Origin of the sequence: Paenochrobactrum glaciei, assembly GCF_039522165.1 — a bacterium.
Lineage (GTDB): Bacteria > Pseudomonadota > Alphaproteobacteria > Rhizobiales > Rhizobiaceae > Paenochrobactrum > Paenochrobactrum glaciei.
On record NZ_BAAADE010000006.1, the window covers coordinates 33,538 to 45,474 of the forward strand.

General features: G+C 50.1%; 9 protein-coding genes. 8 read left to right on the forward strand and 1 reads right to left on the reverse strand.

Features of this window, described 5'->3' with window-relative positions; all coding sequences use genetic code 11:
• Window positions 1-51 precede the first annotated feature (51 nt).
• The 3 genes from ABDZ76_RS13390 to ade all read left to right on the forward strand — a co-directional run bounded on the left by ABDZ76_RS13390 (window position 52) and on the right by ade (window position 4,765).
• Entirely contained in the window at window positions 52-1,689 is a 1,638-nt protein-coding gene (locus ABDZ76_RS13390) for an MFS transporter (RefSeq protein WP_343806343.1), read from the forward strand.
• Window positions 1,690-1,700: 11 nt separating this feature from the next.
• A complete protein-coding gene (locus ABDZ76_RS13395) occupies window positions 1,701-2,996 on the forward strand; it encodes an amidase (protein ID WP_343806507.1) in 1,296 nt (431 codons plus the stop codon).
• Between the two features lie 77 nt (window positions 2,997-3,073).
• Window positions 3,074-4,765 carry an adenine deaminase gene (gene ade / locus ABDZ76_RS13400; RefSeq protein ID WP_343806345.1) on the forward strand — a complete coding sequence of 564 codons (1,692 nt, stop codon included), beginning with the start codon at window positions 3,074-3,076 and terminating at the stop codon, window positions 4,763-4,765.
• Between the two features lie 19 nt (window positions 4,766-4,784).
• On the opposite strand, the gene ABDZ76_RS13405 is transcribed toward ade, so the two are convergent.
• Window positions 4,785-6,215: a cryptochrome/photolyase family protein gene (locus ABDZ76_RS13405; RefSeq protein ID WP_343806347.1), complete on the reverse strand. Its 1,431-nt coding sequence runs from the start codon at window positions 6,213-6,215 to the stop codon at window positions 4,785-4,787.
• A gap of 190 nt (window positions 6,216-6,405) precedes the next feature.
• On the opposite strand from ABDZ76_RS13405, the gene ABDZ76_RS13410 reads away from it, so the two are divergent.
• Genes ABDZ76_RS13410 through ABDZ76_RS13430 form a run of 5 tightly spaced genes read left to right on the forward strand, consistent with a single transcriptional unit; the run spans window position 6,406 to window position 11,895 of the window.
• Window positions 6,406-7,482, forward strand: coding sequence for an ABC transporter ATP-binding protein (locus ABDZ76_RS13410; RefSeq protein ID WP_343806349.1), 1,077 nt, complete (start codon window positions 6,406-6,408; stop codon window positions 7,480-7,482).
• A 26-nt stretch (window positions 7,483-7,508) separates the two neighbouring features.
• The gene (locus ABDZ76_RS13415) at window positions 7,509-8,474 is read left to right on the forward strand and encodes an ABC transporter substrate-binding protein (protein ID WP_343806351.1); all 966 of its coding nucleotides are present in this window, start codon (window positions 7,509-7,511) and stop codon (window positions 8,472-8,474) included.
• Window positions 8,475-8,483: 9 nt separating this feature from the next.
• A complete protein-coding gene (locus ABDZ76_RS13420; protein ID WP_343806353.1) occupies window positions 8,484-10,208 on the forward strand; it encodes an ABC transporter permease in 1,725 nt (574 codons plus the stop codon).
• Window positions 10,196-11,278: an MBL fold metallo-hydrolase gene (locus tag ABDZ76_RS13425; RefSeq protein WP_343806355.1), complete on the forward strand. Its 1,083-nt coding sequence runs from the start codon at window positions 10,196-10,198 to the stop codon at window positions 11,276-11,278. Before ABDZ76_RS13420 ends, ABDZ76_RS13425 begins: the two co-directional genes overlap by 13 nt.
• Window positions 11,279-11,310: 32 nt before the next feature.
• On the forward strand, window positions 11,311-11,895 hold the full coding sequence (locus ABDZ76_RS13430; RefSeq protein WP_343806357.1) for a dual specificity protein phosphatase family protein: 585 nt from the start codon (window positions 11,311-11,313) through the stop codon (window positions 11,893-11,895).
• Window positions 11,896-11,937: the final 42 nt, after the last annotated feature.

Below are 11,937 nucleotides of genomic sequence, written 5' to 3' on the forward strand. Positions count from 1 at the left end.
CAAACTCACCTATTCCTAGTAAAAACGCGCATGAAAGAGGAGGCACCAGCCGTGCCGCAAAGAGCTTCGCCCCTTGCTCCGTTCCAGCACAAAACCTTCCGGGCCCTTTGGTCTGCGACGCTGGTTTCCAATCTTGGCGGGCTTATTCAGGCGGTGGGTGCCGGTTGGATGATGACAACCATCGCAACCTCCCAAGATATGGTTGCTTTGGTTCAAGCTTCCACCACTTTGCCTGTTATGGTGTTTTCTCTTGCAGCTGGTGCGCTGGCCGATAATTACGACCGCCGCCGCATTATGCTTACCGCGCAATCTTTGATGCTAATGGTGTCTTTAGCACTCGCGGTTTTTGCTTATTTTAATCTTCTGACCCCATGGCTGTTGTTAAGCTTTACCTTTCTGATCGGTTGTGGCGGCGCACTGCATAACCCTTCATGGCAGGCATCCATGGGCGATATTGTTCCGCGCGAAGATTTGCCCGCCGCCGTTGCGCTTAACAGTATGGGTTTCAACCTGATGCGTAGTGTTGGCCCGGCCATTGGCGGTTTAATTGTTGCTGCTGCCGGTGCGGCGATGGCCTTCATCATCAATGCTTTCAGCTATATTGCTTTGCTGCTTGCTCTATGGCGTTGGCAGCCGCCAAAATCGCAAAACACCTTGCCGCGAGAATCCTTTGGCCGTGCCATTGCCGCGGGTCTTCGTTATGTTTCAATGTCGCCAAATCTTTTAAAGGTTATGTTTCGCGGCTTTTTATTCGGTCTTTCCGGCATTGCCATTCTGGCGCTTTTGCCGATTGTCGCGCGTGACTTAGTTGCCGGTAACGCATTTACCTATGGCATGATGCTTGGTGCTTTCGGCCTTGGTGCAATTGGTGGAGCGATGCTCAGCGCACGCCTGCGCGAAGTGATGAGCAATGAATGGATCGTGCGTCTAGCATTTTTAATGTTTGCCGGAAGCTGCATTTGCTTAGGCCTCAGCACCCAATTTTGGCTGAGCTGGTTACTGCTTTTGCCTGCCGGTGTTTCATGGGTTCTTGCCCTGTCGCTGTTCAATGTCACTGTGCAGCTTTCAACCCCGCGCTGGGTGGTTGGCCGTGCCTTGGCACTTTATCAAACCGCAACATTCGGCGGCATGGCAACAGGCAGCTGGATATGGGGTTCTATCGCTGAATCTCACGGTGTTGACCTGTCGCTCATTATCGCAGGCATTGTGCTTATTGGTGGTGCTGCGGTTGGCCTGATGTTCAAACTGCCGGAATTTGATGCTCTCAATCTTGATCCGCTCAACCGTTTCAACGAGCCGGAACTCAAACTCGACATCCGTTCCCGTAGCGGCCCGATTATGATTATGATCGACTATAAAATCGATCAGGACGACGTCACCCAGTTTTTAAGTCTGATGGCCGACAGACGCCGTGTGCGTATTCGCGATGGTGCCCAGCAATGGGCCTTGTTACGCGATTTGGAACACCCGGAAACATGGACTGAAAGCTACCATGTGCCGACATGGGTGGAATATGTGCGCCATAACCAACGCCGCACACAAGCGGATGCTGAAATTTGGGAACGTTTGAAAGCCCTGCATCGCGGAGAAAAGCCTCCGGTTGTGCATCGTATGATCGAGCGCCAAACAGTCACGCCCCATGATGATATGCCGCTAAAGCCGCATACGGATGATCACGCGATTGTTTAGCCATGAAAGATATGAAAAGCGCTTCCGACAAAACAGCAGCAATCTTGCACAGGCTTGCACAAAGACGCGATAGCGAACGCGTCTTTAGCCGCATCTATGGAGACAGCGCATTAGAAGCCGCACATGCAGCGGATGCCCGCCACCATAAAGGTGAGCGTTTAAGCCCATTGGACGGGCGTATCATCTCCATCAAAGACCTGTTTGATGTGCATGGTGAGCCAACCCTTGCAGGTTCTGTTATTCGCAAAACCAGCCCTGCGGCTGCAAAAGATGCTGTCATTGTTGAGCGCTTGCGACAAGCCGGTGCCATCATCATCGGCAAAACCCACATGACTGAATTTGCCTTCACTGCTGTTGGCTTCAATCCGCATTATGGTGTGCCGGAAAATGCCGTTGTCAAAGGAGGCATTCCTGGTGGCTCATCCTCAGGTGCTGCTGTATCAGTCGCAGAAGGCACCAGTGAAATTGCCATCGGCTCCGATACCGGCGGCAGCATCCGCATACCAGCCGCATTAAACGGCCTCGTCGGCTTCAAGCCAACGGCTGAACGTATGTCACATGAAGGCGTTTTTCCACTGGCGCCAAGCTTGGATTCCATCGGCCCTTTAGCAACATCCGTTGCCGATTGCATTCTCACTGATGCTATTATGGCTGGCAATGCGCCATTGTTGCCTGAGGCACAGCCTTTACAAAATTTAACTATCGGCGTGCCGGAAGGCCACTTATTTGCGCTTACAGATGCGCATATTCTGAACCGCTTCCAAAAAGTTCTGGCGCTTTTGGAAGACAAAGGTGCGAAGATCATCGCGCTGACAATTGATGACCTTCTTGATGATATGGCACGCATCACCCGCATCGGTTCAATTGCCGGCATTGAAGCCAGTCATGTCCATCATGATTGGTTGCAGGATGATAATGCGCCCGTAGGGTCAGATTTAGCGCGTACATTGCGCAAACGAAGCCTGATTTCTGAGGAAGCCTACCAACAACTATTGTTTGAGCGGCAACAACTTGTGCGCCGGATGGATGAGCGTTTAAGTAGTTATGACCTGATGGCCACACCAACATGCCCGATCTTTACATCATCTATTGCCGATCTCATTGATGATAATGACGCATATAATCATGTGGAAGCTTTATTATTGCGCAACAACCAGATTGCCAATCAATTTGACCTTTGCGCCATTACACTACCGATGATCCGCACACCAAAACCAGCAGGTTTCATGGCTTTTGCTCGCCATAATCACGATCATAAATTACTCGCTATCAGCCTGACACTCGAACAGATTTTTGAAGAACTTTAAAACATCTGCCCACTTGCCAGATTTGCGTGTTAGCGTTACGCCCTAATGGCACGCGCAGACGCTAAGAAGGAAACAAGATGTTAGAAAAAATTATCGATCAGGGCACCGGTCGCGAACAGGCTGATCTGGTGCTGAAGGGCGGCAAATTCTTCAATCTTGTGACCGGCGAAATTGTCGAAAGTGATATTGCCATCTGCGGTGATCGCATCGTTGGCACTTATGGCACTTATAGCGGCAAGCGCGAAATTGATATTAGTGGTCGCATTGTTGTACCCGGCTTTATCGATACGCATCTGCATATTGAATCCTCCCTCATCACACCGCATGAATTTGACCGTTGCGTGCTGCCGCGCGGTGTGACCACCGCCATTTGTGATCCGCATGAAATCGCCAATGTGCTGGGGCTTGAAGGTATTCATTATTTCCTCGACAGCGTTGCCGAAACCTTGATGGATATCCGCGTGCAGCTTTCAAGTTGCGTACCTTCCACCCATATGGAAACGGCAGGTGCCGAGCTTCTCGTTGACGACCTGCTGCCATTGGCCGACCATGAAAAGGTCATTGGCCTTGCAGAATTTATGAATTTTCCCGGTGTCTTGCACAAAGACCCTGAATGTATGGCAAAACTGACCGCTTTTCAGGGACGTCATATTGACGGCCATGCGCCGCTTCTCCTTGGCAAAGATTTAAACGGCTACATCGCCGCCGGTATCCGCACGGAGCATGAAGCCACTTCTTATGAAGAAGCGCTGGAAAAACTGCGCAAAGGCATGCATGTGCTGGTGCGTGAAGGCTCGGTTTCGCGCGATCTGCAAGCTTTAATGCCGCTGATTACCGAACGCAATTCGCCTTTCATCGCTATTTGTACCGATGACCGCAATCCGCTTGATATTGCCGATCATGGTCATCTCGACCATATCATTCGCACCGCCATTGAAGGTGGCGTGGAACCTTTAGCTATTTATCGCGCCGCCAGTATTTCTGCCGCGCGCGCCTTCCGTCTGCATGACCGCGGCCTTGTCGCGCCGGGTTTGCGTGCTGATCTGGTTGTGCTCGATTCATTAGAAGGTTGTCACGCCGATATGGTGCTGGCAGGTGGTGAACTGGTCAGCGAAGACGGTTTTGCCAAACGCAAAAAGATCGAGCCGGTCGGGCGCAACAGTGTTCGTGCGCCTTTGGTAAAACCTGCTGATTTCCGTTCTTCCTCCAATAGCGGCAAAACCCGCGCTATCGGCATTATACCGGGCAAAATCATCACCAAAAGCATCGAATATGACCTAACTGTCGGCCCTCATGGCGTTGAGCCGGACTTGACACGCGATGTTTTAAAAATCGCCGTGGTCGAACGTCACGGCAAAAACGGTAATATCGCTACTGGCTTCATCAATGGCTTCGGCCTTAAAACCGGTGCGATTGCATCAACTGTCAGCCATGACAGCCACAATATTTGTGTGGTGGGCACCAATGATGAAGATATTGCTGCCGCGGTTAATCGTCTTGGCGAAATTGAAGGCGGTTTTGTTGTCATCCGCGATGGCCGTGTGCTGGCAGAAATTCCATTGCCGGTGGCAGGCTTGATGAGCATGGAGCCGCATGAGGTGGTGCGTGAGGATCTGCGCAAACTTCGTCAGGCCGCTTTTGACATCGGCTCCACACTGGACGAACCATTCCTGCAACTGGCCTTCATCGCCCTTCCGGTCATTCCGCATCTGAAAATCACCGATATGGGCTTGGTGGATGTCGATAAATTTGAATTTGTCGGCAATTAATGAAATCGGATCAGCCGGATTAAAATAAATCCGGCTGATCAAAATCCTTCTTCATTGCTTGTTTGAAGGCGGCTTGTGTGGCTTTCAAATTGACCATAGCCAGCGGATAGGTTTGCCCTAACACCACACCTGCCTCAGCCAAAACTGCTTGCGGTGCATCTGATGGCTGATGGATCCAGCGATCAGGCATAGAAGCCAGTTCCGGCACCCATTGGCGCACATAGTGCCCTTGCGCATCAAAACGCTGGCCTTGCAAAACCGGATTGAACACCCGAAAATAAGGCGCTGCATCAAAACCACAGCCTGCCACCCACTGCCAGTTGCCCGGATTGCTGGCAGCGTCAGCATCAAGCAATGTGTCCCAAAACCATGCCTCGCCAATGCGCCAATCCACCATCAGGTTTTTGGTCAGGAATGATGCCACCAGCATACGCACACGATTATGCATATAACCGGTTGCCCATAATTCACGCATCCCTGCATCAATGATAGGGAAACCTGTTTGCCCCTTTTGCCAGCGCTTGATAAGCGCATCGTCATTTTGCCATTGCAGATTTTGCAATGTATCGCGCATATCGAAACGGGCAATATCAGGCAAATAAAACGCCTGATAATAATGGAAATCACGCCATAATAATTCCGACATCAGCTTTTGTGCGCCTTCCGCCAAGGCATCATTCATATCGCTGATAAAAGCGGCTTTTTGCCAAATCTGCCTTGGGCTGATTTCGCCAAAACGCAAATGCGGTGATAAAAGCGATGTGCCTTGCTTGTCCGGCCGGTCACGATCCTGCTTATAGGTTTGCAAATTGTCGTTTAAAAAATCATCCAGTTTTTGCTGTGCAGCCCCTTCGCCAATGTCCCATAAAAGTTCAAATTTCTGCGCCCAGAAATCTTCACTTCTGCTTTGGTTGGGCAATGATGAGAGCGAAAGTTCAATTTCACGCCCCGTTTCAGCAAAACCGGTCGTACCGAGTATTTTGCGCACCGCACGTTCATAAGCGCCAAAAACTTTATAAGGATTTTCGCCCGCAGGTCTGACCTGCCAAGGTTCTAGCAATAGATTGCCGTGAAAAGATATGGCCTCAATGCCCGCTTTTTGAAAATCGGCTTTAATCCGCGCGTCATAGTCGCGCTCATAAGGCAGATAACGCCGGTTCCAATATATTTTGTCAAAACCTTGCTGCTTGGCATAGTGATTTAAAATATCAGCCGCATTGCCCTCTTCAATCATTAGAGGAATCTTATGGGCGGCCAAGGTAGTTTGAAGGTTTTTTAAACTGTTTTCACACCACCAGCGCGAAGCAGAACCCATTTTTCGTGCACCTTCACCCACTTCATGGATAAAAATTGCACACACATCTGTGCCGGATTTCATCGCAGCCAAAAGCGCGGGATTATCATTGAGGCGCAAATCATTGCGCAACCAAATCAATATCTTATCGCTCATCGCCTCACCCTGAATACATCTGTTTCACTTACCGTTCTAACATTATTTTTTCTGTTTTTTGCCAGTAAAATTTAAATATTTTTGCCATTCACAGTCACCGTTATCTGCTTGTCATAAATATACGCGATTAAGGCGCTGTCGCACACGAGTGCAGACTTGATGTTTTGATGCAGGTGAAATGACAAGCTGAATGTCCGAGATCGTAATCCAGAACCTACACAAGTCCTATGGCGGTGCTCCGGTACTTTCCAATATTTGTCTGGCCATTGGTGATGGCGAATTTGTTGCCGTGCTTGGCCCGTCCGGCTGCGGTAAAACAACTTTGCTGCGGATGATTGCCGGTTTTGAACAACCTGATAGCGGCACTATTCATATTGATGGCAATGTTGTCACCTCGGATAAAAAATTCGTTGCCCCTGAAGATCGTAATCTTGGCATTGTCTTTCAAAATTACGCGCTCTGGCCCCATATGAATGTGGCTGAAAATGTCGGCTACAGCCTGAAAGTGCGAAAAGTTCCGACAACTGAACGCACACAACGCGTTGATGCCGCGCTCAAAACGGTTGAGATGCTCTCTTATGCCCATCGCAAACCTGCCGATCTTTCCGGCGGTCAGCGTCAGCGTGTAGCGCTTGCCCGTTGTCTGGCGCAGGGCAACAATCTTGTTTTGCTGGATGAGCCGCTGGCTAATCTGGACGTTAATTTACGCTCCGCAATGGAAGACGAGTTTTCCAAATTCCATCGCTCCACCGGTGCTTCGCTTTTTTATATCACCCATGATCAGGCTGAAGCCATGGCGCTCGCTGATCGTGTCGCGGTGATGGATAAAGGCACCATCATGCAGTTTTCGACACCGCATGAGCTTTATAACGAGCCGCGCAACACCATGGTTGCCGAATTTATCGGCGATGGTTTTACACTCAATACCGGCCATGTCAGTGCGGTTCATAATGGCAAAGCAACCGTCAAAATCGAAGGCTTTGACGTGGAAGTGCGCTGCCACAAAGATGAACAAGCACGCTCATCCGGCGTGATTGCCATGCATCCGGAAAATCTCAAACCAGCACCGGAAAACCAAGGCCATATCCGCGTAAAAATCACCCGCAAAGTGTTTCGCGGCAGCCATTACCGCATGGAAGCGGAAGCCATCCGCTTTCCCGGTGTCAAGCTTGCCTTTTATGCCGATCAACTAACCGATCTTCAAACCGGTCAGACCATCTCGCTGCTTATTGATGATGCCTGGCTTATCCCTGCCTCCCAAGCATAAACCCTATAGTCAAAAAGGCTGATCTCATGCGTCTTATAACTGCTCTTACTGCCGCGCTTCTCATCTCAACCGCTGCCAATGCAACCACATTGCAGCTTTACACATCGCAGTCTCCTGAAATTGCTCAGCAGACCGTTGATGCGTTTCAGGCACAATATCCTGACATCAAAGTGGAATGGATGCGCAACGGCACCAGCCAGCTGATGAATATTTTGCAGGCTGAAATCGAAGCCGGTGCTATCAAGCCGGATCTGCTGCTTGTCGCTGACACCATCAATCTTGGTGCCCTGAAAAAAGATGATCGTTTGCTTGCTTACCCGGAAGCACCTGTCGGTGATTTCGACAAAGCAACTTACGACAAAGACATGACCTTCTTTGGTACCAAAGTGATCACCACTGCGATTGCTTACAACACCAAAAATGCCGAAGCCGTGACCTCTTGGAACCAGCTTTTGGACGAAAAAAATACCGGTCAGATTGCCGTGCCAAGCCCGCTTTATTCAGGTGCTGCACTCAACCATCTGCATGCGGTTAAAAATGTCGATACGATCGGCTGGGATTTCTACAAAGGCCTCGCCAAGCTCGACATTCACCCTGAAGGCGGCAATGGTCCGGCCTTGAAGGCCGTTGCCAACGGCATGGCAAAATACGGCATCATCGCTGATGCTGATGTTATCCGCGCCAAGGCAAGCGGCTCGCCACTCGACATCATTTTCCCGACAGAAGGTGTGAGCTTCATCACCGAGCCTGTAGCGATCATGAAGAACACTAAAAACGCCGATGCTGCCAAGAAGTTTGTTGACTTCGTGCTTTCCAAGCAGGGTCAGGAACTGGTGATCAAGCAGGGCAATATGTCGATCGACAAATCGCTGCCATCACCGGAAGGCTTCCCGCGTTTGGAAGACATTAAACTTCTGCCAATGGACAGCGATGAAGCCGTTGCTTCCGACAAACAGACCCGTGAAACTTTCACTGAAATCTTCGGCGGATAAGCAGTTTACGTGAAATATTTGTCTTTAAATCTGGAGCGTCGCTTAGCGACGCTCTCTTTCAGAACCGAGTGGGTTATTCTCGCTCTGTTGACCCTGCTGATTGCGAGCCTTTCCATCGCACCGGTTGCTCGTCTTGCCATGACAGCACTGATGCCGGAAGGCAAACTCAGTCTGAGCTGGGTTTATAGTGTATTGGCGAAAAAACAAATTTTCACCGCCACACTCAATACGCTTTATATTTCAATTTTCTCGACCCTGTTGGCCTTGATCATTGGTTCTGCTGCGGGTTTCCTAACGATTTTCACTAAGATGCGTTGGAAGCAGGCGTGGATTTTTGCCTTTGTGCTGCCATTGATGATCCCGCCACAAGTGACAGCATTGGCTTGGGTGCAGGCACTCTCCCCTACCAGCCCGCTTTTATCTTATCTGCCTTTTACCTTTAGCGGTGGCACCAAACATCCGCTTTATTCATCAACCGGCATTATCATTCTGCTTGGTCTTTATAATGCACCATTGGTTTATTTGACATTGCGCGCCACCTTGCGCCGTATTCCGGCAGATTTGCTGGAGGCTGCACGTGCATCAGGTGCAAAACCTTGGGCGACTATGCTCAGTGTCGTGCTGCCATTATCACGCACCGGTTTGCTGGCAGGTGCAGCTCTGGCCTTTGTTTCGGCCATCGGCAATTTCGGTATTCAGGCAATGCTTGGTATTCCGGCCAGATTTCCAACGCTGATTACCATTATCTATCAAAGATTAAACTCCTATGGCCCGACAGCCTTATCGGAAATGGCTGTGCTTGCACTCTTTCTCACCATTATTGCCAGCCTATGCCTGATTTTAAACAGCTGGCTTGCCAATCGCAGTGATGTGCGTGTGTCCGGCCTTGGGCAAAACATGGTTTGGGATCTGGGCAAATGGAAATATCCGGTTGAAATCAGTGCCTGGGCTTTTCATCTCATCACTTTGGTGCTGCCGATTTCTGCGCTTATCGCATCATCCCTGGTGCGCGGTGTCGGACAGGAATTAAATTTCACCAACCTTACCTTTGAAAATTACCGTCAGGCGCTCTTTGCACAAGAAGCCATCCGTAATGCTTTCATTACCAGTTTCAATCTGACCCTCGCCTCTTCTGTCATCATTATGGCCTTGTCCCTGTTTTTGGCCTATTTCCTCAGCTGGCAAAAAGGCTTGCTGTCACGGCTTTTGCAAGTCGCAAGCGAACTGACCTATGCCTTGCCCGGCATCATTCTGGGTGTCGCGATGATCCTGTTTTTCCTCAAACCCATCCCAATCCTCAATGTCAGCATTTATGGTTCGGTCTGGATTATTTTCGCCGCCTATATTTCCAACTTTCTGGCGCTTTGCCTGCGCCCTGCATTAAGCGGATTTGCACAGGTTGACCGCTCAATGGATGAAGCCGCGCGGGTGGCTGGCGCTGGTTTTCTTACCCGTATGCGCACCATTATCGCGCCCTTAGTGGCACCGGCATTGATGGCAGGCGGCATTCTGGTTTTCATGAGTGCGCTCAATGAAATTCAGGTTTCTATCCTGCTGGTTTCTTCTTCAACCCGCACCATCGGCCCGATGATTGTATTCCTGGAAGAAGGCGGCTCATCAGCTTTGGCCGCAGCGGTTGGTTGCCTGATCGTCATGATCATCTTCCTGCTGATGGCGTTCATTTCTCTCTTCTCGCATAAACTGCCAAAAGGTGCGCTTCCATGGCAAAACTAATCAATGTCAGCGGCCTTAGCGGCAAAATGCCTGCCTGTTTCGTGCTTGAAATGGATGGCAAACGCATCATGCTGGATTTAGGTGAAGGACCCGAACCGGGCATCTACCCAGATTTAGCCCATGTTGGTGATGTAGATTGTATCGTACTATCCCATGCCCATATGGATCACGCCGCTGCTTTACATTTACGTCCGCAAATCGGCAATCCGCCGGTCTATGCAACCCGCACCACATGGAGCTTTTTAGGCGATGCACCGGTAGCAGAAGCGGATCGTCGCTTTCTACCCGATCAAGGCGCGTGTCTGATTGAAGGTCTGACAGCACAAACCGGACGCTGCGGCCATTCCCCCGGTGGCATCTGGGTGCATTTTAGCGATCATGGTGGCGTCACCTATACAGGGGATTGGAGTGTTGAATCCAATCTTCTTCCCTTTGACATGCCACCTGTTGCCGACACATTGCTGACCGATGCATCTTATGGTGATCGTGATGAGGCTTTAGAAGATCAGTTCAGCAAAATTTATGATGCTTGCGAAGACGGTGCCGTCCTTTGTGTGCCATCCCATGGACGCGGGCCTGAAATGGCGCTGGCCTTTTTAGCCCGTGGTCATATCCCGCGTCTTGGCAAAAGCATTTACGCCGAAATCGAACAATTGCTGGAAAATGAAACGCTTTATGACGTGACACAAAAACCGGTACTCAAAGCGCTTTTGCAGCAGCAGGATTATAACAGCGCTTTCAGCACCACTGATATTATCATCACCACTGAAGCCAATGCCGAAAGCGGCCATTCGGCGGAGCTGTTGGCGGAGTTTGGCGCGAACGGCAATTTCATTTTCACCGGCCATGTGCCGGATAATACACCAGCCAAAACCATGCTGACAAACGGCACAGCACAATGGTTTGCTTGGAATGTTCATCCGCGCCAGCGTGATGTGATTGCCATTGCCGATCAAACCCGCGCACGGTTTGTTTTGCCTGCTTTTGTAGATCCTAAAAAAGCAGAAAACCTGTTCACAATTTTAGGCGAGCGTCTATGCTGTGAGCAAGAATTGACGCTGCCTGAATGATACTTGATGTCCACAGACGAAATGAGTTGAAAATGCCTGTTACTTTATTGCCGCCCGCCGGAATGAGCGAAAAAGAAGAAGATAATTTCTCCATGATCGTGCCGGTTTTTGAAAAAACAGGTGCGCAGAATGCAACGCTTTATATCGGCAATCAGGTGACTGCCAATGATGCTGCGCTGCTTTTACAAGAAAATATCACCTCGACTATGAATGTGGCGGTCAATGTTTATCTGACACCATTACAGCTGGCCGACGGCACCCATATCCGCCGCACACAAGTGGGCTTGATTGATGGTCACGGTAATTCGCTCACCCATCTGCTGGCCGCTGTTTTTGCCCTTGATGGTATTTTAAATCAGGAAAGCCCCGGCAAACCGCATTATCCGACGCATAAATATGGCAATGTGCTGGTGCATTGTCGCGGCGGTCGCTCTCGCTCACTCACCGTATTGGCGATATATCTTTTCTGGCGCCATCGCGATCAATTTCAAGATGTTGCAACAGCCATCCAGCATATTCGCGATTTGCGCCAAATGGATAACCAGTATCCCCTAGCCGGCATGATTAAACTTGCTGAAGAAGCAGGCCAGTTTTTGGCAACACAATTTCCAGCTTAAACAAAAAGCCCCCGCACCAAACGGGGGCTTTTTAATTTCGGC